This is a genomic window from Legionella stuttgartensis (assembly GCF_977063405.2).
The window spans coordinates 38,793-63,997 of record NZ_CDRUHA020000111.1 but is presented as its reverse complement, the minus strand read 5'-3'; the positions used below and the strand labels follow the sequence as shown (position 1 = coordinate 63,997).

Below are 25,205 nucleotides of genomic sequence, written 5' to 3'. Positions count from 1 at the left end.
ATTAATGTGGATGCTTTGGCTGCCTATAGCAAAGTGAACCAGCAAATTCAAGAGACGCTGGTAAAAACTCATGCCTTGTTGGTTAAGCGCATAGCACATCATTTATTGGGGCGGTTACCGCAAAGTGTACAACTCGATGATTTAATACAAGCGGGGATGCTCGGTTTGCTGGAAGCAACAAGACATTATGATTCTTCCAAGGGTGCTTCATTTGAAACCTATGCGGGAATCCGAATCCGAGGATATATGCTTGATGAAGTAAGGCGTAATGATTGGGTTCCTCGTTCAGTGTATCGTAATGCACGAATGATTTCTGAAGCAGTGAAATCCGTTGAGCACCGATTAGGAAGAGAGGCCAAAGATTCAGAAATAGCAGCTGAACTCGGAATACCACTTAATGAATACCATGAAATGTTACAAGACTCTGTAAGCAGTCATTTATATGGTTTTGAAGATTTGGGTGTTACTGACGATGCCCTACAAGTCGAAGATGGATACGCTTCTACCGAGCCTCATGTTAATGTATTTCATAGCGATTTAATGCGGCGTTTATCGGACGTAATTCGTGGATTGCCTCAAAAAGAGCGCATGGTACTTTCTTTATATTACGAACAAGATTTAAATCTAAAGGAAATTGGAGAGGTTATTGGCGTTAGTGAGTCACGTGTTTCACAAATCCTCAGTCAGGCAACACATCGTATTAAATCACGATTACCGGAATAAAATGAATGGATGCATTAACTTTAATAGGGATGTTAGTCAGTTTTTTAGCTATTACAGTAGGGCAGATGTTAGAAGGTGGGAGCATGCAGACCCTATTGAACTTTTCTGCATTGTTAATAGTGCTCGGGGGAACAGTAGGTGCTGTTATGGTGCAAACACCACTAGGTACTTTTAAAAGAGCCTTTAAAATTTTACCCTGGGTTATCAAACCTCCCAAACTCGAATTTGAACACTGCCGCAACAAGATGTTTGATTTGGCACGAAAAGCCCGTCAGCTGGGTTTGCTTTCCTTGGAAGAGCATTTGGAAGTTGAAAAAAATCCCCTCATTAGTAAAGGATTAGAGTTGTTAGTTATTGGCGTAGATAAACTCACTATAAGACAAGTTCTAGAGGATGAGATTGATCGTGTCGAAGCGCATGACTCCCATGCAGCACAAGTTTTTGAAAGTATGGGGGGATACAGTCCAACTATAGGAATATTGGGAGCAGTATTGGGGCTGATTCAAGTAATGCGCCATTTATCGGAACCTAGTGAATTGGGATTAGGTATTGCAGTAGCATTCGTAGCTACGATATATGGAGTGGGAATGGCCAATCTTATTTTTTTACCGGTGGCGAATAAATTAAAAAGTTGTATTGCTCGTCAAGTGCACTATGACGAAATGATTGTAGAAGGGTTAGTTGCGATCGCTTCTGGAGAAAGTCCAGGAATTTTGCTGTTAAAACTCAATAATTTTGGCCAACAGAAGAAAGATGAAAAAAAGAAAAAAAAGAAATGAACAACATAACGATAATCATCGTTGGGTTGTTTCATATGCAGATTTTATTACCTTGCTATTTGCCTTCTTTGTAGTGATGTATGCTATTTCTTCTGTAAATATTTCAAAGTATCGCTCCCTTTCTGAGGGAATGAAATCAGCGTTCAATAAAAAAGATGAAGCTCGGGCACTCAAATCAACGAAAAGTATAAAAGACGGACCACAAACCAAACAGTTTCAAAGTCCTTTTAAAGATGGGCTTGATGAACTAAATCAATCATTAGCAGAGTTGGAAGATGGGAATTATAAAATCAATCGACAAGAAGGGTGGGTTGAGTTAGATATTAAATCAGGTGCTTTATTTGACTCCGGTGAATCCGATTTAAAACCAGAAGCCTTTGTTAAATTAATGCGATTGGCCAGTAAAATTAAAAAATCATCTTCTATTATTGCCATTGAGGGATATACAGACAATATTCCTATAGAAACCCCACAATTTCCGTCAAATTGGGAGCTCTCTGCGATGCGCGCAGCAGTTGTGGGCCGTATTCTAAATTCATTTGGGATTGCAACAAATCGCATTTTAGTGACGGGATATGGAGAACAATATCCTGTTGCTGATAATGTTACAGAACAAGGACGGGCTGCAAATCGTAGGGTGATTATCATCATTGCTTTGGATAGAAATATTCCTCGTCTTTTAAATCCAGAGCTAAGTCATCCAGCAGCTCATCGTGTAGTCATCGGAAATAAGGATATAAATATAAAATGATTACTTTTATTTTAAGTGTAAATGGGGTTATTTTTTTATTTTTACTGAATTACTTATTTAATCAGCGGAAGAAGTTTATTCATTTTCAGGAACAATTGGATATACAGCAAAAACTAATTGAGCAAATCACTAAGGACCATCCCATGTTGATTCATGCCGATTTATTATTCTCTAAACAATTAAAAGAGATAAATACTCAATTGATTAGTATGGATAATCAAATTCAGGATTTAGAAAATAAACGAGCTAATGATGGCGGTTATCGCCATGCTTTGCGTATTTTGGAAATGGGTGGAAATCGAGATGAAATTGTTGAAAGTTGTCATTTATCTCCAGCAGAAGCTGATTTATTAATGAATTTGCAAGCTTATCGGACTGCAATGAAGACTCCATAGCTGTTTTTTTGCCTACTTTCACGGTAAAATCCCAAACTTATTTTTTACTTAGTCGCGCTTTATCTTATCGTAGACTGCTCCACGCAGGCAGTGTGAAGATTAGAGCTATGACCTAATTACTATTTTTAAAGAGACACTTATGTTAGAAGTAAACCAAATTAATCTTAATCTGGTGGATCTTATTAAGCGAGTAGAAGCGCTTAGGGGGTATCTTTGACTTTGATGCTAAGAGTGAGCGTTTAGAAGAAGTCGTTCGAGAGTTGGAGTCCTCTAATGTTTGGGATAATCCGGAGGTTGCTCAAGCCCTGGGTCGTGAACGAACCCAGCTGGAAGGAGTGGTTTCAACTTTAACTTGCTTAGGTCAATCCATTACTGATCTAAATGAATTGTTTGAAATTGCGCGTGAGGAAGGTGACGAACAAACTATCAATGAAATTGGCGAAGAGCTATTTTCCATTGAGAAAAAAGTTGCTGATTTAGAGTTTCGTCGAATGTTTTCCGGAAAAATGGACGACTCAAATGCGTACTTAGATATTCAATCAGGTTCTGGTGGAACTGAAGCCCAAGATTGGGCCGAGATGTTATTGCGCATGTATTTACGCTGGGGTGAACAACACGGGTTTACTACAGAACTAATTGAGTGTTCCCCAGGCGAGGTTGCCGGTATTAAAAGTGCCACTATTTATTTTAAAGGAGAGTATGCTTTTGGATGGTTGCGTACGGAAAGTGGGGTGCACCGTTTAGTGCGAAAATCTCCTTTTGATTCAGGAAATAGACGACATACTTCTTTTGCAGCAGTATTTGTTTCGCCTGAAGTTGATGATGATATTGATATAGAAATTAACCCTGCCGACTTACGTATTGATACGTACCGAGCTTCCGGGGCCGGTGGACAGCATGTTAACCGAACTGATTCAGCAGTGCGTATTACTCATGCACCAAGTGGAATTGTAGTACAATGCCAGAATGATCGAAGCCAGCATCGCAATAAAGATCAGGCAATGAAACAGCTGCGTGCCAAGTTATATGAATTGGAAATGCAAAAGAAAAATGCAGAGCAGCAAGCATTAGAAGCCAGTAAATCAGATATAGGTTGGGGATCTCAAATTCGTTCATACGTATTGGATCAATCTCGTATTAAAGATCTACGGACCAGTGTTGAAACAAGCAATACACAAGCTGTATTGGATGGGGCGTTGGATCAATTTATTGAAGCCAGTTTAAAGGCAGGAGTAGGGCAGCATGAGTGAAGAGCAAATTGAACATATAGATGAAAGCGAAGTTTATTATATTCGTAAACAAAAATTAGCTGAGTTACGTACAAAAGGTTTTAATTTTCCAAACCAATTTCGTCGTGAAAATTTAGCTGAAGAGGTCATAAAACATTATGATTCATTAGATAAAGAAACTTTAGCAGAACAGCATGTTAAGGTTACTGTTGCCGGTCGCATTGTATTGAGACGTATTATGGGCAAGGCCAGTTTTTTTCATATTCAAGATTTTTCAGGTCGGATTCAAGTATATATTCGTGCCAATGATCTTCCCGAGCAATATGAGGAGTTCAAGCATTGGGATTTAGGCGATATCGTTGGGGTTAAAGGGGAGTTGTTTAAGACAAATACAGGTGAGCTTACTGTAAATGCAGAGGATATTGAGTTATTGACAAAATCATTGCGCCCCTTACCTGATAAATTTCATGGTTTAGCTGACCAAGAAGTTAAATATCGTAAGCGCTACGTAGATTTAATTGCTAACGATGAAAGTCGTCTTACTTTTTTAACACGTTCGCGATTGATTCAAGCGTTTAGACAGTTTATGGATCAACACTATTATCTGGAAGTAGAAACACCCATGATGCATCCTATCCCGGGTGGCGCTTTGGCACGTCCTTTTGTGACACATCATCATACTTTGGATATGACTATGTATTTGCGTATCGCGCCAGAACTGTATCTAAAACGTCTCGTTGTTGGTGGATTTGAGCGTGTTTATGAAATTAACCGTAATTTCCGCAATGAAGGAATTTCAACGCGTCATAATCCGGAATTTACTATGGTGGAATTTTATCAAGCCTATGCAGACTATAAAGACTTGATGAATTTTACCGAAGAATTATTACGCTACCTCTGTGATACAGTGATGGAAAAACGGCAGGTTGAATATCAAGGTCAAATTATTGATTTTAATAAGCCGTTTGCGCGTATGACGGTGAAAGAAGCAATTTTATATTATCATCCAGAAATCAACGCTCAACAGTTAGAAAGTATCGTAAGTTGTCGTGAGATATTGAAGAAAAAAGGGTTTCCTTTCAAAGAAACGGATGGTTTAGGGAAGCTGCAAATCATATTGTTTGAAGAAACTGTCGAACATCAATTATTTCAGCCTACGTTTATTACGGGTTATCCAACTGAAATTTCACCTTTGGCACGTCGTAGTGATAATGATTCAGATGTGACTGATCGCTTTGAGTTTTTTATAGCTGGTCGAGAAATCGCCAATGGATTTTCTGAGTTAAATGATGCAGAAGATCAGGCCGAGCGTTTCCGTAAGCAAGTTGAAGAAAAAGATGCAGGTGATTTAGAAGCCATGCATTTTGACAGTGATTATATCGAGGCATTGGAATATGGATTGCCTCCTACAGCCGGAGAGGGTATAGGTATTGATCGTTTGGTCATGTTGTTTACAAACTCTCAGTCAATCCGGGATGTTATTTTGTTCCCACATTTGCGGCAATAATAAACAGCTACACAGCAGAAACATAGCCTGACTATTGATGCGGCCATAATCTAGAGTTTTGTGAGATTATCATAAACTTCATTATGGCTCTCAGTAGTCAGGTTATGCTTTAAGCGTTCTTATTGGGTATTGAGCCCAAGCAAAAAGGAATAATAATAATTTATCAGGTGGCTTTATGTTTGTTACTCACTTCCAGAAGGCGATTACATACATTAGAGAAACTCAGGAAATCGCTTTATTTGCTACGATGGCTGACGCAAGACTTTCAGCGGCATTTAGCGTATCTCCTTTGTTCTATATCATTTTGCCTTTTATTGGCTTCTTATTAACTGTAAATGCCTTAATTAATGGATATCAACTTACAAAAGCCAGCAATCGCAATGTGGATAAGTGGTCACTTTTTGCTACTTCTGCGGTTTGTGCTGTTTTAGCCAGTGTATCACTTTATGGTGCTGCAATTTCGAAGATTCTTGATTTTAGCTTTGCTGCAGGCCCTTGGTTTTTCTTTAGTAGTTTACTAGTGGCATTAACTCATCAGCTCATGATGTTTGGACTCAACTTATATAGAGCCTTTGAATCTCCAAAAGACAGTATTCAACGGATGCATTATAAGCAGGCCGCTTTAAGTAACGCGTTTGCCATGGCTTTTTTATCCTCAGCTTTAGGTGCGGTGGTTTTTGCTTTACTTTTTCCTATAGCTCCAGTTGTCGGCACAGTGTTTTCAATTACAGCAGTCTTATTTACTGGTGTAGATTTATTGTGGCGTATGGCTCCCTATTCTGTAAAACAACTTATCAAAGGTTGGCTTCATTTGAGCAAGCCTGATGTAACGCAGGATGCAATTGTGAATAAGGAGGCAATTTTTAACCCGCAAAATAAGGAAGTAGAACCTAAACATCACAGAATGTTTACATGTTGTGATTACAGTGCAGTAATTCGAAGAATGGATAGAGGAGAAGCTAAGCCTTATCTTGTAGGGCTGATTCAGAACAAATTGAAATTACTGGAGGATCAAATTGGTCCAGGAAATGAAAAAATAAAAGATAAGATTACATTATTAAATACACTATCCAAAGCAATAGAAAATCCTCAAGAAATTTCTAAAAAGAATGTTAGAGCGAAACATCCTTTGGCTTTTCAGAGTTTTTGGGCTGAAAAAGGCGATGTTGAACAAATATTGGATGCAATCATTGAGTTTCACGATAGGGGACGAATTGAAGAGTGTTTTCGATTAAGTCTAGTCCCAGGGTAAACAACTTATTAGGTTAACGTTATGGTTTGGGAAAATACCTTAAAAAAAATCAGCAATAAAACAGCTTTTAAAGCTGCATCGCAATGGGTAGAAAATCCAGGTAATTTGCAGTTGGTAAATAACCAAATCAATTGTGTGTATCGTTTTGAGTCTGAGGGTAAAGGATTCTATTTACGCATAACTCATGAAAATATTCGTCCTGAAAAAGAATTACTAGCTGCCATCGATTTTCAACAACACTTGTTTCAAAATGATGCTCCAGTTTGTGAAGTACTTATATCGAAAAATGGATATTATATTGAAACTGTTGTGCAAGAGGAGCTTCATTTTTTAACTCAAGTTTGTTCGGAAGTTCCGGGAACAATCATGCATTTCGAATATCAGGATAAAAATGCATACGTTCACTGGGGGCAAGCATTGGCTCGTTTGCATCGCGCTGCAGGAACTTATCAGGCGGATGACCATCATTTTAGAAGTTGGAAGGACTTATGGGAGGAAACGGCTGGTTACCTTGCTTATGAAGACTCCGCTATCCAGGATTTATTCCACACTATTGACGAGCACTTCAGAACTTTTAAAATAAATAATGTTAATTTCGGTTTGACACACGGCGATCATCGTCCAGGAAATGTGTTGTTTGACGGCAAAAACATTCATTTTATTGACTTTGATGAGCCAGTTTATCATTGGTTTATGGCTGATATTGCTAAGCCTTTTTTAGATTTATGCGGTAATCCCTATTCTAAGTGGGCTGCGAAATTTGCCTGGATGATAGAAGGATATAAGAGTATTTTATCTATTGATGAGCAGTTATTACATGCGATAAATGATTTTAGCCAAATGAAGAGCCTGGATATTTATCTTTGGTGTAAAAATAATTGGAATGAACCTACGGCACCAGGTGGAAAACCAAGGGAACAGTGGCTCAATGAGCTAAGGCATATGGCATTTTCACCACTATTTCAATTTTAAATTAAGATGAATGCAATGATAAAAAAATCAAATAAAAATAAAGTTTATGAAGCTTATGATGAAATAATTGATTGGTATGATGCGCATCGTAATAAAGAGCTCCTTATGGAGCAGTTTTATTTGCAACAAGTAAAAAAATATTTTCCTCATGGTGGACGTGTGCTGGATATTGGTTGTGGCACAGGAGAACCTATTGCGAAATTTTTGATTGAATCCGGTTACGACTTAACTGGTGTTGATGCCAGCAAAAAAATGATAGAGCGTTGTAAACATAACTTTCCCACGGCTCAATGGATCTTGGAGGATATGAGGACGATGAAGTTTACTGAGCCGTTTGATGTTGTCATTGCATGGCATAGTTTTTTTCATTTACCACAAGCCGATCAACGAAATGCGTTAAATTTATTTTCTGGCTTAGTTAAACCAAAAGGCCTATTACTTTTTACTTCAGGACCTGAAGCAGGGGAAGTTTGGGGTGACAATGGGGGCCATGATTTATTTCATGCTTCACTGGATACTAAAGAGTATGAAACGATTTTACATACGAACAATTTACGGATATTGGTGCATAAGATTAGCGATCCAGATTGTGGCGACGCGACTGTATGGCTTGCCCAAAAGAACGGATAAATGTAGAGGCATGCACGACCGCGTCATCCTGAGGAGTTACGACGAAGGATCTCCTGATTTTTTACTTATACTAATCTTCTGGAGATCCCTCTCTGCGTTCGGGATCACATCTTCCGTTATTGTAACCTGGGGGCTGCGCAGCGAAACCCAGGAAAAGAGGCACCTAAGTTAGAATTGTCTGATTAATTGTACTGTAAATTATCCGTATTTTTGGATGATAAAGCAGAATTGTTATTCAATTTAGGATCAAAAAAAGCTTGCTCTGCCACTACAAGCAGCGCTTGAGATTTTGCTTGTTTTAGATTCTCGTTTTCCTTATCGATTTCAGGATCTTGAGGCGCTAATTTTCTTGCTCCATCGAGCGATTGCTCTGCCTTTTCCCAATTTTTTTCTAATCGATAACAACAGGCTATATTAAGCAAGGCATCTGCTTTATCCTGCGCGTCTTGAGTTCGCTCAAAAAATGCTGCAAACTTAGTTCGTGCTTCGATATATACACCTTGTTTGAATAGACACATACCTAGTTGATTGAGCGCTGTAAAGTGATTTTCATCCAGTTCAAGAGCTGAGGTATAGAGTTTCTGTGCTTCTGTATATGCTTGGGTATTGTATAGATGATGTCCGAATTGTGCATAACATTCCGTAAGATTTTCTATAATTCCATTGTGAAGTAATTTGTCATTTTGATGACAGTGAGCTATAGCCTCAAGGTAATAGTGAATAGCGTGATTAAACTGTTTGCTTATCATTTCTTCAAGGCTGTTGTCTTCAGATAATTTCTTCAGTAGTTCAATATATTGTTCATACCAGCTGGCAATAGAATGCAAAAACATGGGATTGTCATTACATAGTTCCAGTGCTGACTTGAGTGCAATTTGAGCATGCCGCAATAAAGTAAGACAATTTTGTAAATTGATATTCAGATATCCTTGAGCGAGCTTCATATAAAGCAAACCTAGATTGTGTCGTACGGACACGCAAGAAGGATCACACTCTATAGCATTTAAGTAACACGTGATGGCTATCTCATCCTTATTGTCGGCGGCATAACATTGTCCTAACAGATCAAAGGCATTCGATTGATTTTCTTGTTCTTTTGTCTCCTGAGTTAACTTAATAAACTGTTGCAAATAAGAAATAGCCTCCTGTATTTCATCGGCTAAAAAGCAGGTTTTTCCTAAAAAAAAGTAGGTTTCGGCAGCTTCAGGATTTAGTTTTATTGCTTTAAGAAATAAATTTTTAGCTTGAATGTATTTAGCGTTATTAAGGGCTTCTACACCTTGTAAATGGAACGAATTAACCATATTTACCCTCCTATAGAGTAGTTAAATTTTTACGTCCCTATATGTCAAATCAAACTAGAGCGTAGAATATAATAAACATTTTTTTTTTAATAGTAATGAGATGAGGTATTTTATGGCAACGGTACTTGGCATTAGTGGTGTATCAGGTGCTGGAAAATCAACGCTTTCTACGATGCTTGCGAAAAGCTTACGTGCGCTACAAATTAATTGGGATGAGTTTGATGAAATTTCCATTGCCCCTCAAGATTATGTAGAGTGGTATCAAGGTGGACAAGATTACCAAGAGTGGAATTACAGGGAACTTGCTACTGTATTGCAAGGACTTAAGGCAGGGCATTCAATGGTACATCCGATAACCCAGGATAGGCTAAAACCTAGGGAGTTCATTATTTTTGACGCTCCTTTGGGGCGATTACATCAACAGACAGGGCAATATATTGATGTATGTATTCATATTGAAGTTCCGTTAGATGTTTCCTTATGCAGAAGAGTGCTACGAGACTTTAAAGAAGAAAAAAAAGAGAAAATGGAGCTTATGGCTGAGTTGGAGTTTTATTTAGATAAAGCGAGGCCTTTATTTTTTGATGAACAGTTGAAAAAAAACGCCGATTTCATAATTGATGGCATGTTTCCAACTGAGTTTCAGATACAATTGATTAAGCGCTTTTTAGGTCAAAAGAAAAGCATGGATATTTTTCTTTGATGAAAAATAGTTAGAATTAACCTACAGATCGAAAACCAAGGAAGCAGTGGCTCAATAACGCTTACCGATTTTTTATCAAGGGGTTATTGGGTTCTCTTTTATAGACTCAGGGCCAGTTTGATTTAGTTTTACAGTGGCTAGTGCAACTTCTACTAAACCTGGAACAGCCCTAAACCCTTTTTCCAGTTGTGGGTCGGTATTACATTTTAGAATACACGTCTCGAGCGCTTTTGTTTTTAACTCAGCTTCCTCTTTATATTCATGAAAAGCTCTCCTTAAAATAGTAACCATTATTGAGTTATTTTCACTGTCGAACATTTGTGCATGGTCCATTAGAGTACGCTCTGCAATATCAGCTACAGTTTTCAAAGGGAGCCTGGTAATATCCTCCAGGTTATAAACATTATTGTCACTATCATACAGTCTATCTCCTGTTAATGTCGTCATGATCGAAATGAATTGAAAGAGACAGGCTCTATCTGCAAGTGGGTTTAAAATAAGACCTCCCACTTGGTTTTCGGCAAAATTTTTAGAATCAATGATCTCGAATCCTTCTGTTGGTATATAAGTGGCACTAATTTGAATGGGTAAAACATTATTTGCTTTGACGGTAGTTCCATCGCTAAGCGCATATGCGCTTCTTCCAATGGAAACTTTACTATTATCAGCACTGTAAAAAAGCATAGGTTGATGTAGTTTGCTTTCAATGGCTTTTGAAATGCTACGGGAACGAATATCCGTACTCATGCAAATGCCTGGCTGGCTTGCCATTCCTCCTTGCATGTAATCCGGCTCTCTTAAATGGCCGTCTAGCACAATCGCTCGCAATCCTTTCTCAGTGGTTGAATGCGTAAATGAACCCACATTAATATCTGGTCTTTTTAAAGATTCCTGAACTACTTTATCTATCAACATACCGGGAGAATCAACAGCTCCTTTAGAGCGAAAGTAATTAGCAAGTGTCGCGCCTTTTAATTCTTTTTTTAAATGTTTTTGGGTATCTTCGGAACTGCAATGTACTAATATCGGTAGCACTTTTTGTAGATCAATTTGCTCTGGCACTACGAGCTTATCCTCTTTATTGACCTCTATGTGCAATGCATTAGTAGGATGGCGTATTACCCAAGATAATTGATTTAAGTTCTGGCCTGATTGATTCATGAGCTCAGCGGAGTATTCGCCGGTCATTTTAGTAGCTACAGTCTTAGAATTTTTTAATATATTCTGTAGATTCTGTATTTTTGAGAAACTCATCTTAACTGCCTTGATTGGTTTTCCTATGATCAGTATAGATTATGTAGGTGCAATATGTTTGATATCGGTGCATCCCCCTTATGAGATGGCAAGAGAGGTCTTGAGAATATTGGAATTGAATTTGGATAATGGCTGTAATGAATTTTTACATCTAAAACATGCTATACGCATGATACATTATATTAAACTACCTATTCCTATATTTAGATTAATCTGCAATCTGATTGATTGAAATATATACACGCCATCAATATAGCCTATACTACAAATAATCGCATTTAATTAAGGAATGGGATATGTCAAAAAAGGACAGTTTTTTTATCCATCCTAAATATAAACAAGACATCACGAGAGAGCTATTTAAACACGCTCTAACGCCGATGGTTGTTCATCCAAATGATGGTAAGCTTTATGGTCCATTTCTGTATTCTGCGGAGAATTCTTATATAAGAATTCTACAAAATAACAGTATTGAATTGGAGGATAAAGAAAGCTCGGTAATTTTAGGATATTATCCCAATCTTTTAGAAATGGATAATGGAGATGTATCCGTTGTTTTGGATCTTCTGGAGCGAGCGGACTTTAGTGCGCCTCAACTCATTTTTTATACTTCCCAATTACCGCAGATTTTCCATCATCAGTTTTCTGGTGTAGAGGTTTTTTGGCCACAGGAAGAATTGCAGAATAATAAACTCAACATTGTTATTGCGCTCACAAATGAATACGGAAATGTTCAAATTAGAGATTTATTCTTAATCAACGCGTTGAAAGCTGATTTGCAAAAAGCCATTAATACTTTGCCATTGAAAACAATGATAATTTATGAGCATTGTCTTGATGAAATTGCATGACAAGCTGTTTTTTATTTGACATCAATAGATGTTCCTTTTTTGAAGCATACCAATTAATCCAAAAATAGACTATTGTTATTCGCTCATGTTAATATCAGAGAGGTTAAAAATTTTACTAAGGATTGTTTATGTATAAAGCCTTCAGGAAAATCGTTGCTTCTCATCCTACCAATATGTTATCAAAGAACACCAATGCGTCCTCACAGTGGCTAGGATTTTTCCAACGCTTTAATCATACTGAGTCTGAACCAACCTTGGTGGAGCTTGCACAAAAGGTTTCGGTAAACCATCCAGAACACGGCGAATTGTTTGGTCCTTTTTTACATACTGTGCGAAGTAATATGTTCAAAGAAATCCTTAAAGATACGTGTATCGATCTCAAAAATGACACGGGGAGTGCGGAAGTATTAGGTTACTTTCCTGATTTACAAAATGGAGTAGAAGGTGATTTCTCACGTGTTTTAGATCTATTGGAGCGTGGTGATTTAAATAAGCCTAGTTTGATTTTTTATACAAAACATCTCCCTAAGGTCGTACATCATCAGTTTTCAGGTGTAGAAGTTTGTTGGCCAAAAGGTGATTTATCTCAGGGTAAGCTCAATATTGTTCCTGTTGCAACAAATGAGCATGGGGATATTCGATTCCAAGATAACATTTTAGCAAGCGAGGTGAAGGCACTTTTAGAAAATGCGATAAAGTCATCACCTAAGCATGAAAATCTATATTCAGATTATTTAAATAGACTTTTCAAGGAGTCGTCATCAGATACCCTCGGATGTCGCAAATAATAAGATAACATGCTGCTCGTAGGCTTACATTCTTGGATAACTTAAGTATTTAGCCTCTTGCTGCCCTGATTGCTGTGAACGCTAACGAAGTATGAGCCATAAAATCTCGTCAATATAGTGAGGAATTGTTATGATCCGTTTTTTTAGTTCAATCCCTAAAATTAAAGAGGGGGCTAATCTTTTCAAAATGGCCAATGTTAAACGTATGGACACTCATGGCAATACTTTTTTTGTTGCAGAAAACATTCCTTTTGAAAAGGCCAAGCAGATGGAAAGTGAATTAGAGGCTCGAGGTCATAAACAAACTTATTGGACAGAAGAGATAGAACATTCGAAAACTGCAGGCCATGAAGAGTCGAAGACTGAGAACTATAGTCCGAGATAGTTTTTCGACTAAGTTTTTAAGCCCAAGGAAGTGTAATGCAATCAAATCCTCTTATTGAGTTGAATTTTTGGCTAGCGAGTGAACGGGAGGCTGGTGCTCCTAACCCATGTCACGCAGTTTTATCATCTATTTCATTAGATGGTGTACCACATAGTCGAGTCGTTGCTATTCGTGAAATTTCAGATGACGGAATTTTATTTTTTACGCAAAAAAGTACTCGCAAAGTAAATGAACTAAAAAACAATCCTCAGGTAAGTCTTGTTTTCTGGTTGGAGCTGTTACAACGAGAAGTGATTATTGAAGGTAAAACTCTACTTCTAAATCAGGGTGAGAATAAACATTATTGGGACAGCTATCCACAATGGGCACAAATTCGCTTTTTAAGTTATGCTCCTACTTCAATGCAATTAATTGAGAGTAAAGATATTCTCGAACAAAAGCGTCAGAAGATAGAGGAGTCATTTTTGAATAAACCAATACCTCTCAGTCCTGAATATTGCGGCTTCCGTATCCAACCGGAACGCATGATATTCTATGCCTACCGACAAGATGAACTGTCCGATGTTTGGGAATATGCTTTAAAGACTAATAAATGGAATTTCCAACGTTTATCACCCTAAAAATATCTGAGTCAAGTGTAATGGCACTAAGTTGAGAATTTTTATATTTACTCTATGTCTACGTCTTGCGAACAATTCGCGGAACATAGGCTCTAGGAGAATAAGCTTAACCTGGTGCCATTGGAGTAAAGTGAGCGCTTAAATGCAATAAGTTACTTCATACATTAAGTTTAAAAACTTACAGTTTGTCCTAAAAGACAATATTTGCCTTTTTTAATTCTTTTATTCAATAAATATCACATTTTGATTTTTATTTGATCTTATGGGGTATTCTAAACTAGAATTTCCCTGTTTTTATAATTTAAGGAAGAGTATTATGAAAAAAAACAAATCGCTACCGTCTTCTCCGCGCAAATTCGAACCGTCAAAGCTCCCTAAAAGCAATTCAGGACCTACATCGCCTCGAGAGATTAATGTTCCTGATTCTCAGGGAGAAATAAAGGTAGGTGATCCTCCTATTACTGACAAATCAAGCCATGAGAAGAATGGGCATTCAGAAACGCCCTCGGGTAAAGGCTCAATTACCCAGGCATTAAAATTTTTTCGAAGTGGAAAATCCACTTCCTTTCCAACGCTACCAATTACTCCTGCAGTTCCTCCAGCATCTCCGCGAGCAGCTCCACCCGCCACTCCTTATAATGCACCAGCAGGGATACCTTTAGCCCTTAGTAATGACACTTTAAAAATTAAGAAAAAAACGGCTAAAGTTGTAGAGTCTAAAGAAGTAGAAGCGCCAATATTAAAAAGAGTTGAAAGTCATCGAACAATGTTTGGTGTGCTTTGCCTGGATAATTTAATTTCTGAAGAAACACATCCAGAGTTATATCGTCGAACGCTTGCATGTACCGTTTTAGCGCAGCATTACAATACCTATATTGAATCGCTGACTAAGTCCCCATGGCATACAGCAGCCAGCTTAAAGTCTGTTCACACTGAAGAAGCTCAAAAACTGCTTCAACATGCGCAAGGAGAACAGGTTAAACGAATAAGAGAGCTTTGCCAAATACTTGATAAAGCATTAACGGTGTATTTAATAGAGACAAGTGATGACGCTGGACAAGTCGATAAACTCTGTGATTTCTTAAGGGAACGTATCGATGCAGTGATGGGACTCACACAATTTGATGATTACCCCTTCGTTAAAGGGCTCTCGTATAAAGACAAACGTCATTTTTTTCCTAAAGAGATAAATAGTAACTTAATGACAATGAAGAGAATACAAAAGAAAGAGTATGAATTAAGAGCTGAAATACAAACAGCTGGTTTGGACTTCTTGCAAACAGAAAAATTTAATGAGCCACTAGCAATAGTTTTGCCGTTTTTGGCGCATTATGTAAACGTTTATCATGGGCCAGAATACGTTGAAACCTTAGAGAAATTAGGACACTCAATAGTTCAGATATATGATTATCTAGAGGAGTTACGAATCAAGGAGGCTACTTTTGATTCTGCTATTAAAAGTAAGTTTACTCCTCCTGGATTTATTAGCTTCAACTCCTTATTACCAGAGCATGATGAATTTTGTAGGCTTCTCGTAAGTCAAATAAGTTGGATCTTAAAGCAAAAGAACTCTAAACCTGCGTGTACTCCTTCTGAGTTAGACTTTTTTATTTGCAAGGACAGTGAACTACTTTCAGTGATAAAAAATGAAATTTCGTCTTATACGAAAGGATTTAAAAGGACATTCAAGGAGGTTCCAAAGGATTTGCCAAAATTAGCCAAAAGGCTAGCTGAAAAGATGTTAGAAGCGAATACCTTAGAGCTTGATGAAAATCAGGAAAAGTTAGAATCTCGAGTTTTCGGCCTTAACCCCCATTAATTAGCGATTATTCTCTTATATTGATTGGGATATTACTTTAGCTAGGAGCAACTCAGACAGTTGCTCCCTGCTGAAGATACATAAGTTATTCATGGACATTTGATGATTCATTAAATACCAGACTCTTCCTCCTGTTTATCTGGCAAAAATCCACCGATCTGAGCATCCCATAAGGTTTTATACAAACCACCATTCTTGAGCAGTTCGCGGTGAGTACCATCTTCAACAATATGTCCTTTATCAAATACTAAAATTCGATCCATGTGGAGAAGGGTAGATAAGCGATGGGCAATAACCAGAGTTGTTTTTCCTTGCATCAATTGCCATAAACTGTCTTGGATATTCGTTTCGGTAACAGAGTCAAGCTGAGAGGTGGCCTCATCAAGCATTAAAATGGGGGCGTTTTTTAATATGGCGCGGGCAATTGCAATGCGCTGGCGCTGACCTCCTGAAAGCTTAATTCCACGCTCTCCTACTAAGGCACCATAGCCTTCTGGTAATTGACCAATGAATTCATGTGCATGAGCTTTTTGAGAGGCATCAATAACTTCCTTATCGGTCGCATCAATCTTTCCATAGCGTATGTTATCCATCAAGCTTCGATGAAAAAGCGTTGGGTCTTGTGGAATCATAGCAATAGCGAGTCTAAGACTTTTTTGGGTGACCTCACTGATATTTTGACCATCAATAAGAATTTGGCCATCTACAACATCGTAGAGTCTTAAGATAAGGTTCATAAAGGTTGATTTGCCACTACCAGAATATCCGACTAATCCAATTTTCTGACCGGCCTCAATCGTCACTGACTTATTTTGAAAAAGCGAATACGTCCCTCGATAATTAAATTTAACCTTTGAGAACTGAATTTTACCGTGAGTAACAATTAATTCTGAGGCTTCGTTTTTATCCTCGATGTCATGGGGTATCATCAACGATTTCAAGCTTTGCTTACATTTCCCAAGAGCTTGGTTGTACTGATCCACTTGGAACATCGTGTACCACATCATATGACCCAATTCCATTGAAAGTCCTAAAATTAAAGCAAAATCACCAATGCTAATAAGCTTTTTGCTGTACAAATGGATTAAGGTAAATCCTGCCATTCCCATCATCACTGCAATCATTGCGCCTTGTACACTGCTCAACAACATAATGAAAAGCTCTTTTTTCTGATAGGCTTGTTGGACTAACCGAAAAAAGGAGCTCATTCGGTCCATTTCATAAGCTTTTTGAGAAAAGATGCGGATATTGGATTGATTACTTAAGGCGTCGACGAGTTGACCAGAAAGTTGAGATTCATTGCTTGCATGCTCATCAGACAAGTGCACTAATCGAGAGGACATCCAAATGCTAAAAGAAGCAAAGGCAATAAACCAAAGTAATAAAATGTAAAAAAACAGGACATTGACATAATAAGCAGTAATAAATGAAACAATCAGTAATGAAGCTCCGCGAATGAAATCCACAGAGACTCTATGAAGAATAATTTCAAGATTATCTGCAAGAGTTGTAATTTGATCCGTAATACGCCCTGATAGATTATCTTGAAAAAATTGATAAGAAGAACCTAAAACATAATCAAAAGTTTGACTAATAATTTGATTTTTAATAACTGGTTCAAATTTATAATTTAGATACCCGATAGTTCTCCAGGTGATATTATCAAAAACTATAAAGTTCAATACCAACAATCCCGCTATCCAATTAAGACAGGATGTATCAGCGCCTTTCTCAGATGCTAACGTATTAATGAATGATTTAATTAATAGGCTATTAAATGGTCCCCAAAATCCAGCTAATACTGCAATGAATATAAATAAAATAACAATCTTACGATAGGGTTTTAAAAAATGTCCTATAAAAGAGCCTAAGCGGTTGGGTAAATAGGCGTTACTCATCTTTGTTAACTCCCTCAGCATGCCAAAGGTCACAACGAACGTTTCGTTGTATCGGTATGTCTGCTTTATTACGCCTAATTAGTCCAAGCAAATTGCTGGAACGTAGGTTATAAATAAATGGTTCAAAATAGGATTTATGAGAATGGATAAGACTTAAACATCGAAATTGAGTTGGTTTATAGTTCATGATTTACTCTTAAGTGTGCCTTTAGGCAGTAAAATAAAAAATCTAAAAAGACTTTTGTTCACTTTGCCCATGAATGGGCGGATTAAGATGTAATTTTCATGATGCTCTAAACCTAATTTTTATGGGTCTTTTAACCTAACTTTATATCTTAATGTAAAACAATTGATCATGTCAATGTGGTTTATACAAAAAATGTTCACGTAAACTGTAAATTCTACAATGTCGGTATCCTCCATGATACAAAATGCTAAGTGTGATTATGGGTGAAACGAAGTAATTTCCTGATATGCAGATTTAACTTCGCTCACCCGCTCCAGGAATAGTTTACATCGCTATTCTAGAATGAAATTCAGCCGCATTTTGTTCAACTAATCGTTCTTGTGCTTGTATTAAACCATTAAGACAACATTCTGTTACTTTTTGATAATCTTCTGGAGTTAATACTGTTTCAAACAATTTAAATAATTGTTCGACCATTTCTTGAATTCCTAAACCACGAAATGAAATATTAGAAGACGCTTCAGGAGTAAACTGAATTCTGAGATGGCCAATGTATTTTTCAGGTGGAACATTAAGGAATGAACGAATAAACGGTTTCAAAAGTGGAGAATACGTTTTTGATAATAAACTTTGTTTTTCTATCGCTTCCAAATTTGATTGGGTTCCTACACCACACATAAATGAAAGAAACTGAACCGCGACCTTGGCTACAGGATTGAATTGTTGATCTTTAAATGTACTGCTTTCTTTTTTTAATCTAACAGCGGCCAACAACAAGGAATGAGCAATTTTCTCTAGAGATTTTTCAGTTTGTTCCAGTTCTGAATAATCAGCATGCCGAGAGAAATACAGCTTAGACCAATCTTGAAACGTGTTTAGAAACGTTTTACTGTCTTGAACGCACTGAGGAATAGAAGGTTGGGGGGCGCTAGGGAGTCTTATTTCTTCTTCCTCTTCTTTTTCTTTTCCTTTCCCTTCAGGGGCTTCCATGGGAACTGCCGAAGATGCTGCGGCAATTAATGCTGCCAAACCATCCCATTCAGGTTGGAAGTGTTCGCTATTTGTATCTATTTGTTCTACTGGGGTTGGAGCTATGGAGCTTGAATCATTCTGGTTCGCTACTCCATGTTGAGTTTTCTTTCTTTTGGGCGTTCTTTGTACATTTTTTTGTTTTGGTGGATTATTTTCTGAAGCAGTTTCCGAAAATTGACGTTTTGCTGTTGCTTGTCGTGGTAGCTTCTCTAATAAATCATTTGCTTGGGCAAGACCTGTTTCAATGGATTCCAGAAGTTGGCGGTTTATTGAAAGTTGAGATCTATGAATCCTATCCTTATATTTGCCATCTAAAATCCTCTTAAACTTAGAGTATTCGGCAATAATGTTTGTTAATTCTTTTCTCATTAAATCAGCGTTGGGTATATCCTGTACTCCTTCTTTTTCAATAAAAAAGAGCCGCATTTCGGCTTTGAGCAATTTTATTTTATGTAGTTGAAAGTTAGCTTTCAGTAGGTGCTCTGTGTGTATTTGAGTTAATTGAAAAGGGGGTAGTAATGTATAGGAATCACTAATTTTCTGAAAACAATCATTGGCCTTGTCTAACATAATAAGGGAGTCTTTTAGATTGGAGTTGCTCTTATTTTCATAAGCATAGTGGATGTAGCTGTATGCAATAATTAGTAGAGCATCATTGTTTTTTGCAAAATCAAAGGTTGTTATATTTCTATGAAGTCTGTCTAAATAGCGCGTGGGTATTTTTTCGAATAGTTCAATATTTTTAGCTAATAACTGGAATTGATTTGTGTCGGCTACAAAATTGTTAAAATTGGCAAGTATCTTTTTATGTATTTTGGTTAGTTTAGACATTGGGTACACCTTTAAATGATTTACTGTAAAAAACAGCCGGAGGCTTTTACTATTAATTTTTCGGGGCGGATTATGATTGAGAATGACGAAAAAAACACTAAAAAAATGGCATTTTTTTGAAAAAGTGTACAATAAATGAATTAAGGCGGGTTGAAGTTGTACGCTCAACCTGCCTCAGTGGTTACATTCCGGAGTAGTTTGGCCCACCACCACCTTCTGGGGCATGCCAAACAATATTTTGTCGAGGATCTTTGATATCACAAGTTTTACAATGAATGCAGTTTTGAGCATTAATTTGCAATTTTGGCCCCTGTTCTTCTTCGATAATTTCATATACCCCTGCAGGACAATATCGACCCTCCGGAAATGCGTAAGTTTTTAAATTAATATCTATAGCTAATTGAGGTTTTTTCAGTACGAGATGGCAAGGTTGATTTTCTTCATGATAGGTATTAGATAAGAAAACAGAGGACAGCCTATCAAAAGTAAGCACACCGTCAGGTTTAGGATAATCTATTTTCTTTGCTTCATTTGCTGGAAGTAAAGCAGTATGATCTGCATGATTCGTCAGTGTCCATGGGGAATGCCCACGCGTAATGTATGTTTCAAAAGCCGCGTTGATCAAACCTGGAATTAACCCGTATTTAAATCCTGGTCTTATATTGCGTACGGAATAGAGTTCTTTTTCTAGCCAGGAATTTTTGACCTTTTCTGAATAACTTGTTAATTCAAATCGTTCTTCGGTTTCTTGTTGTAGAACTTCAAAGCATGCTTCTGCTGCAAGCATTCCTGATTGCATTGCTGTATGTATTCCTTTGATTTTAGGGACATTAAGGAATCCCGCAGCATCACCAATTAATGCCCCTCCTGGAAAGGTAAGTTTGGGTAAAGATTGCCACCCACCTTCATTAAGCGCTCGTGCACCATAACTGATTCGTTCTCCTCCAGTTAAAATAGGTTGAACTAAGGGATGTGTTTTGAAGCGTTGAAGCTCTGCAAAAGGATTTAGCCAGGGATTTTTATAATCCAAACCAACGACAAAGCCGAGAGCAACACGTTGTTTTGATAAGTGATAAATAAATGAACCACCGTAGGTTGAAAAATCCATTGGCCATCCCACGGTATGAATCACTTGGCCGGGTTTATGGTGTTCTGCTTTGATCTGCCATATTTCCTTTATTCCCAAGCCATAGGTCTGCGGATTTGCTTTATCCCTAAGGTGGTAACGTGTCATTAGGCTTTGGCTAAGTTGTCCACGGCATCCTTCAGCAAGCAAAGTCTGCTTGGCAAGTAAATGCATTCCTGGTTGATAGTTATTCGTTTTCTCTTTATTTTTATCGAGGCCTACATTTCCAGTTGCAACCCCCATCACTTGATTTTGATCATTATAAAGTGCATGGACTGCAGCAAAACCAGGATAAATTTCGCAACCCAGAGACTCTGCTTGTTGGGCAAGAAACATGCAAAGTTCGCCGAGGCTAATAATATAATTGCCTTCATTATGCATGGGTTTAGGGGTAGGAAGTTTATAGAAACTTTTTTGAGTTAGAAAATAAAACAGATCTTCGGTTACTGCAGTATCAAGAGGCGCATCTTGCCAGGTATCAGGAAGTAATTCTTTAAGGCTTCGTGGTTCTAGAACTGCTCCGGAAAGAATATGAGCCCCAACTTGAGCTCCTTTTTCTAATATACAGACAGATAATTCTTTTTTTGCAGCCAAAGCCAGCTGCTTCAATTTAATCGCGGCAGATAACCCCGCCGGTCCTGCACCGACGATGATTACATCAAATTCCATGGTTTCGTGTTCCACACGCGCTCCTACTGTGATTATAAAAAGATAAAATAATCGCTTTTCTAGGCGCTAATATCAAGATTTATATTGAAAATTAATATACTTTGGATTCTGGGGGCACGTTGTAGAGCGCGAGATCGATTATACTGCATTCCTGGGTTTCGCTACGCTTCACCCAGGCTACTTAAATTCCTGGTTACATTACAAATTGAAGATCATCATCACACCCCTCAGTTGTTGCTGCAACTGCTGTGGCGACTGAACGAGAAAAAAGTGAAAAAATACTATGGGGGATGCTGACAAGAGTCACCAACAGGCCTGCTGCAGTGCCAAGAAGCGTTAAACCCGTTAGTGCAAGACTATTGTGGACACCCTCTAAAGCTGTATTACGGTAGCCCTCATCCATCATTAAAATTGATAAAAGACCGAACAACATAAATCCAACGAAGTAACACGCAGCTACAACTGCAGTAAATGCCATAAACGCGGTACCAAGCGTAGATATTAAAGGGTACCAAACAGGCGCTAGTAGTTCGCCAGCAAACTCCTGACCATCTCGGTATCGATTAAAAAAACCGGGACGTTCTCGATAGGTGTTTACCGTTCGCTCAATGATTCCTGAAAAGTAATTTTCATCTCCTGCTTCATTTTTTAAATCCAGTATTTCACTAATTTCATCCCAGCCAATTAAATATAACATAAAATCCTCTCGGTGATTGAGCTTTGCGCAGAGTATCCAATTTAATCAATAGAGTCAAATAGTTAACTTTTATCAGAGAATTTTAAATTTTGAACATTTGAGTGAATTGTATTTTGACAGTTTTATGGGCAGAATTAAAACAAAAGGGAACTGATCCTGATGAAATAGGCTAAACTGATTGTAGGATATAAAAAAGGAGTAGGTTAATGAAAACCGTACTGAGTTTGTTACTTATTAGCTTATCAACGATGATCCATGCAAATAATAATTCATCCATGAACGTGAATGTGAATGCTCCAAGTTTTGTAGTCACGTTACCAGCAAATCCAACCACAGGATTTCAATGGTCAATTGTACGTTTCGATAAAAATTTATTAACACTCCGTAGTAGCAGTTATGAAAGACCGAAAACCAATCTAATTGGCGCTGGCGGGCAAATGCATTTCACCTTTGCGCGACAGAAGGGGAAAAGTTATCCCGATAGTACTGTAATTGTACTTAAATATGCGCGTTCTTGGGAGCCTGATACGGCTACGTTGAAAAGCGTTCAAGTAAATTTTGTAAAGCCTGATGGGAATTAATTCGGATTTAGCCTGGGTTGCGCTGCACTGCACCCAGGCTACTAATGATCATGCTTTTTTATACTTAAACGGTAAATATCTTGGTTCCCAAAACATATCTTCTATTAATTTTTCTAAATCAGCATCATTATTTTTTTGGGCGAGCCCTGAATCGATAGCGCAACGTGCTACTGCAACCGCAATTTCTTTAGCAACGGTTTGTGCATCATCCAAAGAGGGTAATAAAGGCAAATAACTTTCTTTTTTACTAGGTGCAAACTTACATAAAGCATGTGCTGCGGCTAGAATCATTTCTTTTGTTAATTTTGTTGCGTTTACCGCGAGAACTCCCAACCCTATGCCAGGAAATACCAATGCATTATTGCATTGTGCAATTTGTACCATTCGATTATGGTATTCAACCTCAGGAAAGGCTGTACCTGTAGCAATTAGGGCTCTGCCTTGACTCCACGTTAATATATCTGAAGGTTTGGCTTCGCATTTTTCATCTGGATTTGATAAGGGAAAAATAATAGGGCGTTCACAATTGACTGACATGGTTTCAACGATGTCTTGCGAGAACGCACCTGGTTGCGCAGAACAACCAATAAGTACTGTGGGCTTCACATGTCGTACAGTATCAGTCAGTGAGGGATGTTGTTTTTCATTGATGGCCCATTTATTTATCTCTCTAGGATCCCGTGCATAACACTTTTGTGCTTCAGTAAGATCGGGATCGGTGGTGAGCAACAGACCTTGCCGATCAATTAGCCAAAATCGTTGATATGCTTCATCAGGACTAATCCCTTCACGTACCATCGCATCAATAATTTGATCGCTAATACCGGTTCCTGCTGATCCAGCACCAAAAACAACAATACGTTGTTCATGCAGTTTTGAGCCGGTTACATCACAGGCAGCTAATAAAGCAGCTAATGTCACGGCACCTGTACCTTGAATGTCATCATTAAAGGTACACAATTGATCTTGGAATTTTTCCAAGATGCGTCGTGCATTCCCTCGACCAAAATCTTCCCAGTGTAAAAATGCATTGGGAAATTGTTTATGAATCTCATGAACAAAAGTGGAGATAAACTCATCATATGCTGCTGGACTGATGCGAGGATGACGACAACCAAGATACATAGGGTCATTGAGGAGATCTTGATTGTTTGTGCCCACATCAAGAAATATCGGTAAGGTACGAGTTGGCTCGATGCCCCCACACAAACAGTAGACCATTAGTTTGGCAACGGGAATATCCATTCCGCCGATCCCTTGATCACCAATACCTAAAACACCTTCTCCATCCGTAACGACAATCACATCAATTTCTGGATTAGAACGATTTTTTAATATTTCTTCTATTTGATTCTTATCTGAATGAGAAATATATAAGCCGCGAGGTTGTCGGTACTCATGACTGAATCGTTTTACTGCAGTTCCTACTATGGGGGTATAAATTGTTGGAAGCATTTCACCTAAATGGCGATTGATTAATTTATAGAATAAGATCTGATTCTTATCGTGCAAATTATTTAAATAAATGTTTTGCTGTAATCGCGTGGTATAACTGGAATATTGTAAATACGCTCGTTTGACTTGTTCATCCAATGTTTCAACCCGATGTGGTAGCTTGCCTAATAGGCCAAACTCTTTTCTTTCTTCGTTTGTGAACGCCGTCCCTTTGTTCAACTGAGGAGTGGTAAGAAGGGGTTTTCCACAAAGAGAGGTTTCAATATATTGTTCTCCTGTTTGTGGATCACGTAGCAATTTAAAATCAAGCATGGTTATCTCATAAGATGGCGTTAGCAGTTGTGTAATGATAATATCGGTTTTTTGTAGTTTATAATAGGTTGCGTATGAATAAATGTTTGATAGCACTATGGCTCATTTTTGGATTAACATCTTGCTCAGCGAAAAATGAACATTATTACAAATCACATCCTAATGAATTGCAACAAGCGATGAAAGCTTGTCCTGAACGACAACCACAGGGTATGACTTGTGAACAAATGGAAGTTCTTGCCAATCGTATGAATAAACTGGCCTATCAATTACAACTTAGTCCCCAAGGTTTCGGAAAAAAAATTATGGCGTTACAAGAGACGATTGTTAAACAGCAAGCACAATTGAAAACTGAGAATAATAATGAAAATTTACAAGCCAATTTAACTCAAAACAAACGTGAGTTAGCCGATCATTTAGCAGTGGTTAGATGGTTTGAATCACCTATGAGTTAA

The 25,205-nt window shown here is 37.9% G+C and carries 25 protein-coding genes; 17 read left to right on the top strand and 8 right to left on the bottom strand.

Annotated elements, in window-relative coordinates:
- Positions 1–6: 6 nt before the first annotated feature.
- The 9 genes from ACWTEW_RS37805 (at position 7) to ACWTEW_RS37765 (ending at position 8,238) form a co-directional block, all read left to right on the top strand.
- The gene (locus ACWTEW_RS37805; protein ID WP_454783128.1) at positions 7–723 is read left to right on the top strand and encodes an RNA polymerase sigma factor FliA; all 717 of its coding nucleotides are present in this window, start codon (positions 7–9) and stop codon (positions 721–723) included.
- A 5-nt stretch (positions 724–728) separates the two neighbouring features.
- The gene (locus tag ACWTEW_RS37800) at positions 729–1,502 is read left to right on the top strand and encodes a flagellar motor protein (RefSeq protein WP_454783127.1); all 774 of its coding nucleotides are present in this window, start codon (positions 729–731) and stop codon (positions 1,500–1,502) included.
- Positions 1,477–2,253 carry a flagellar motor protein MotB gene (locus tag ACWTEW_RS37795; RefSeq protein WP_454783126.1) on the top strand — a complete coding sequence of 259 codons (777 nt, stop codon included), beginning with the start codon at positions 1,477–1,479 and terminating at the stop codon, positions 2,251–2,253. The genes ACWTEW_RS37800 and ACWTEW_RS37795 overlap by 26 nt, the downstream gene beginning before the upstream one ends.
- Positions 2,250–2,648, top strand: coding sequence for a DUF2802 domain-containing protein (locus ACWTEW_RS37790; protein ID WP_454783125.1), 399 nt, complete (start codon positions 2,250–2,252; stop codon positions 2,646–2,648). The genes ACWTEW_RS37795 and ACWTEW_RS37790 overlap by 4 nt, the downstream gene beginning before the upstream one ends.
- Before the next feature lie 139 nt (positions 2,649–2,787).
- Positions 2,788–3,898, top strand: a protein-coding gene (prfB, locus tag ACWTEW_RS37785) for a peptide chain release factor 2 (protein WP_454783124.1) whose coding sequence is annotated in 2 segments (ribosomal slippage) — positions 2,788–2,862 and positions 2,864–3,898 — 1,110 coding nt in all. Because the reading frame shifts where the segments join, the coding sequence is not laid out codon by codon here.
- Positions 3,891–5,384 carry a lysine--tRNA ligase gene (gene lysS / locus ACWTEW_RS37780; RefSeq protein ID WP_454783123.1) on the top strand — a complete coding sequence of 498 codons (1,494 nt, stop codon included), beginning with the start codon at positions 3,891–3,893 and terminating at the stop codon, positions 5,382–5,384. Before prfB ends, lysS begins: the two co-directional genes overlap by 8 nt.
- Positions 5,385–5,559: 175 nt before the next feature.
- On the top strand, positions 5,560–6,636 hold the full coding sequence (locus ACWTEW_RS37775) for a hypothetical protein (RefSeq protein WP_454783122.1): 1,077 nt from the start codon (positions 5,560–5,562) through the stop codon (positions 6,634–6,636).
- Positions 6,637–6,657: 21 nt separating this feature from the next.
- Positions 6,658–7,608, top strand: a complete 951-nt coding sequence (locus ACWTEW_RS37770) for a phosphotransferase enzyme family protein (protein WP_454783121.1) — start codon at positions 6,658–6,660, stop codon at positions 7,606–7,608.
- A 15-nt stretch (positions 7,609–7,623) separates the two neighbouring features.
- Positions 7,624–8,238, top strand: coding sequence for a class I SAM-dependent methyltransferase (locus ACWTEW_RS37765; protein ID WP_454783120.1), 615 nt, complete (start codon positions 7,624–7,626; stop codon positions 8,236–8,238).
- Positions 8,239–8,420: 182 nt separating this feature from the next.
- Here ACWTEW_RS37765 and ACWTEW_RS37760 read toward each other — a convergent pair whose 3' ends face one another.
- Positions 8,421–9,542, bottom strand: coding sequence for a tetratricopeptide repeat protein (locus ACWTEW_RS37760; protein WP_454783119.1), 1,122 nt, complete (start codon positions 9,540–9,542; stop codon positions 8,421–8,423).
- Between the two features lie 112 nt (positions 9,543–9,654).
- On the opposite strand from ACWTEW_RS37760, the gene ACWTEW_RS37755 reads away from it, so the two are divergent.
- Complete coding sequence (locus tag ACWTEW_RS37755) at positions 9,655–10,245, top strand: nucleoside/nucleotide kinase family protein (RefSeq protein ID WP_454783118.1); 591 nt, start codon at positions 9,655–9,657, stop codon at positions 10,243–10,245.
- A 75-nt stretch (positions 10,246–10,320) separates the two neighbouring features.
- Here ACWTEW_RS37755 and ACWTEW_RS37750 read toward each other — a convergent pair whose 3' ends face one another.
- Positions 10,321–11,499, bottom strand: a complete 1,179-nt coding sequence (locus ACWTEW_RS37750) for a hypothetical protein (RefSeq protein ID WP_454783117.1) — start codon at positions 11,497–11,499, stop codon at positions 10,321–10,323.
- A gap of 296 nt (positions 11,500–11,795) precedes the next feature.
- Here ACWTEW_RS37750 and ACWTEW_RS37745 point away from each other — a divergent pair, with 296 nt between their 5' ends.
- The 5 genes from ACWTEW_RS37745 (at position 11,796) to ACWTEW_RS37725 (ending at position 15,962) form a co-directional block, all read left to right on the top strand.
- Complete coding sequence (locus tag ACWTEW_RS37745) at positions 11,796–12,350, top strand: hypothetical protein (protein WP_454783116.1); 555 nt, start codon at positions 11,796–11,798, stop codon at positions 12,348–12,350.
- Between the two features lie 128 nt (positions 12,351–12,478).
- Positions 12,479–13,138, top strand: a complete 660-nt coding sequence (locus tag ACWTEW_RS37740; RefSeq protein WP_454783115.1) for a hypothetical protein — start codon at positions 12,479–12,481, stop codon at positions 13,136–13,138.
- A gap of 130 nt (positions 13,139–13,268) precedes the next feature.
- Positions 13,269–13,523, top strand: coding sequence for a hypothetical protein (locus ACWTEW_RS37735; protein ID WP_454783114.1), 255 nt, complete (start codon positions 13,269–13,271; stop codon positions 13,521–13,523).
- Positions 13,524–13,558: 35 nt separating this feature from the next.
- Entirely contained in the window at positions 13,559–14,143 is a 585-nt protein-coding gene (locus ACWTEW_RS37730; protein WP_454783113.1) for a pyridoxine/pyridoxamine 5'-phosphate oxidase, read from the top strand.
- 316 nt (positions 14,144–14,459) lie between these two features.
- Entirely contained in the window at positions 14,460–15,962 is a 1,503-nt protein-coding gene (locus tag ACWTEW_RS37725; protein WP_454783112.1) for a hypothetical protein, read from the top strand.
- Between the two features lie 110 nt (positions 15,963–16,072).
- Here the strand turns inward: ACWTEW_RS37725 and ACWTEW_RS37720 are convergent, their stop codons facing one another.
- From ACWTEW_RS37720 to ACWTEW_RS37700, 5 genes are all read right to left on the bottom strand, one after another.
- Entirely contained in the window at positions 16,073–17,860 is a 1,788-nt protein-coding gene (locus tag ACWTEW_RS37720) for an ABC transporter ATP-binding protein (protein ID WP_454783111.1), read from the bottom strand.
- Entirely contained in the window at positions 17,853–18,047 is a 195-nt protein-coding gene (locus tag ACWTEW_RS37715) for a hypothetical protein (protein WP_454783110.1), read from the bottom strand. The genes ACWTEW_RS37720 and ACWTEW_RS37715 overlap by 8 nt, the downstream gene beginning before the upstream one ends.
- A gap of 324 nt (positions 18,048–18,371) precedes the next feature.
- Entirely contained in the window at positions 18,372–19,910 is a 1,539-nt protein-coding gene (locus ACWTEW_RS37710) for a hypothetical protein (RefSeq protein ID WP_454783109.1), read from the bottom strand.
- A 181-nt stretch (positions 19,911–20,091) separates the two neighbouring features.
- Entirely contained in the window at positions 20,092–21,720 is a 1,629-nt protein-coding gene (locus tag ACWTEW_RS37705; protein WP_454783108.1) for an electron transfer flavoprotein-ubiquinone oxidoreductase, read from the bottom strand.
- Between the two features lie 178 nt (positions 21,721–21,898).
- On the bottom strand, positions 21,899–22,402 hold the full coding sequence (locus ACWTEW_RS37700; protein ID WP_454783107.1) for a hypothetical protein: 504 nt from the start codon (positions 22,400–22,402) through the stop codon (positions 21,899–21,901).
- 206 nt (positions 22,403–22,608) lie between these two features.
- On the opposite strand from ACWTEW_RS37700, the gene ACWTEW_RS37695 reads away from it, so the two are divergent.
- A complete protein-coding gene (locus tag ACWTEW_RS37695; protein WP_454783106.1) occupies positions 22,609–22,983 on the top strand; it encodes a protease inhibitor I42 family protein in 375 nt (124 codons plus the stop codon).
- A 48-nt stretch (positions 22,984–23,031) separates the two neighbouring features.
- On the opposite strand, the gene ACWTEW_RS37690 is transcribed toward ACWTEW_RS37695, so the two are convergent.
- On the bottom strand, positions 23,032–24,750 hold the full coding sequence (locus tag ACWTEW_RS37690) for an NAD-dependent malic enzyme (protein ID WP_454783105.1): 1,719 nt from the start codon (positions 24,748–24,750) through the stop codon (positions 23,032–23,034).
- 74 nt (positions 24,751–24,824) lie between these two features.
- Here ACWTEW_RS37690 and ACWTEW_RS37685 point away from each other — a divergent pair, with 74 nt between their 5' ends.
- On the top strand, positions 24,825–25,205 hold the full coding sequence (locus tag ACWTEW_RS37685; protein ID WP_454783104.1) for a hypothetical protein: 381 nt from the start codon (positions 24,825–24,827) through the stop codon (positions 25,203–25,205).

What these genes read in the sequence shown, in the direction of transcription:
- ACWTEW_RS37700 (WP_454783107.1), bottom strand. Translation starts at nt 22,402, where the DNA reads ATGTTATATTTAATTGGCTGGGATGAAATTAGTGAAATACTGGATTTA.
- ACWTEW_RS37770 (WP_454783121.1), top strand. Translation starts at nt 6,658, where the DNA reads ATGGTTTGGGAAAATACCTTAAAAAAAATCAGCAATAAAACAGCTTTT.
- ACWTEW_RS37800 (WP_454783127.1), top strand. Translation starts at nt 729, where the DNA reads ATGGATGCATTAACTTTAATAGGGATGTTAGTCAGTTTTTTAGCTATT.
- ACWTEW_RS37750 (WP_454783117.1), bottom strand. Translation starts at nt 11,499, where the DNA reads ATGAGTTTCTCAAAAATACAGAATCTACAGAATATATTAAAAAATTCT.
- ACWTEW_RS37745 (WP_454783116.1), top strand. Translation starts at nt 11,796, where the DNA reads ATGTCAAAAAAGGACAGTTTTTTTATCCATCCTAAATATAAACAAGAC.
- ACWTEW_RS37790 (WP_454783125.1), top strand. Translation starts at nt 2,250, where the DNA reads ATGATTACTTTTATTTTAAGTGTAAATGGGGTTATTTTTTTATTTTTA.
- ACWTEW_RS37690 (WP_454783105.1), bottom strand. Translation starts at nt 24,750, where the DNA reads ATGCTTGATTTTAAATTGCTACGTGATCCACAAACAGGAGAACAATAT.
- ACWTEW_RS37775 (WP_454783122.1), top strand. Translation starts at nt 5,560, where the DNA reads ATGTTTGTTACTCACTTCCAGAAGGCGATTACATACATTAGAGAAACT.
- ACWTEW_RS37755 (WP_454783118.1), top strand. Translation starts at nt 9,655, where the DNA reads ATGGCAACGGTACTTGGCATTAGTGGTGTATCAGGTGCTGGAAAATCA.
- ACWTEW_RS37740 (WP_454783115.1), top strand. Translation starts at nt 12,479, where the DNA reads ATGTATAAAGCCTTCAGGAAAATCGTTGCTTCTCATCCTACCAATATG.
- lysS (WP_454783123.1), top strand. Translation starts at nt 3,891, where the DNA reads ATGAGTGAAGAGCAAATTGAACATATAGATGAAAGCGAAGTTTATTAT.
- ACWTEW_RS37715 (WP_454783110.1), bottom strand. Translation starts at nt 18,047, where the DNA reads ATGAACTATAAACCAACTCAATTTCGATGTTTAAGTCTTATCCATTCT.
- ACWTEW_RS37735 (WP_454783114.1), top strand. Translation starts at nt 13,269, where the DNA reads ATGATCCGTTTTTTTAGTTCAATCCCTAAAATTAAAGAGGGGGCTAAT.
- ACWTEW_RS37695 (WP_454783106.1), top strand. Translation starts at nt 22,609, where the DNA reads ATGAAAACCGTACTGAGTTTGTTACTTATTAGCTTATCAACGATGATC.
- ACWTEW_RS37730 (WP_454783113.1), top strand. Translation starts at nt 13,559, where the DNA reads ATGCAATCAAATCCTCTTATTGAGTTGAATTTTTGGCTAGCGAGTGAA.
- ACWTEW_RS37760 (WP_454783119.1), bottom strand. Translation starts at nt 9,542, where the DNA reads ATGGTTAATTCGTTCCATTTACAAGGTGTAGAAGCCCTTAATAACGCT.
- ACWTEW_RS37685 (WP_454783104.1), top strand. Translation starts at nt 24,825, where the DNA reads ATGAATAAATGTTTGATAGCACTATGGCTCATTTTTGGATTAACATCT.
- ACWTEW_RS37765 (WP_454783120.1), top strand. Translation starts at nt 7,624, where the DNA reads ATGATAAAAAAATCAAATAAAAATAAAGTTTATGAAGCTTATGATGAA.
- ACWTEW_RS37725 (WP_454783112.1), top strand. Translation starts at nt 14,460, where the DNA reads ATGAAAAAAAACAAATCGCTACCGTCTTCTCCGCGCAAATTCGAACCG.
- ACWTEW_RS37795 (WP_454783126.1), top strand. Translation starts at nt 1,477, where the DNA reads ATGAAAAAAAGAAAAAAAAGAAATGAACAACATAACGATAATCATCGT.
- ACWTEW_RS37710 (WP_454783109.1), bottom strand. Translation starts at nt 19,910, where the DNA reads ATGTCTAAACTAACCAAAATACATAAAAAGATACTTGCCAATTTTAAC.
- ACWTEW_RS37720 (WP_454783111.1), bottom strand. Translation starts at nt 17,860, where the DNA reads ATGAGTAACGCCTATTTACCCAACCGCTTAGGCTCTTTTATAGGACAT.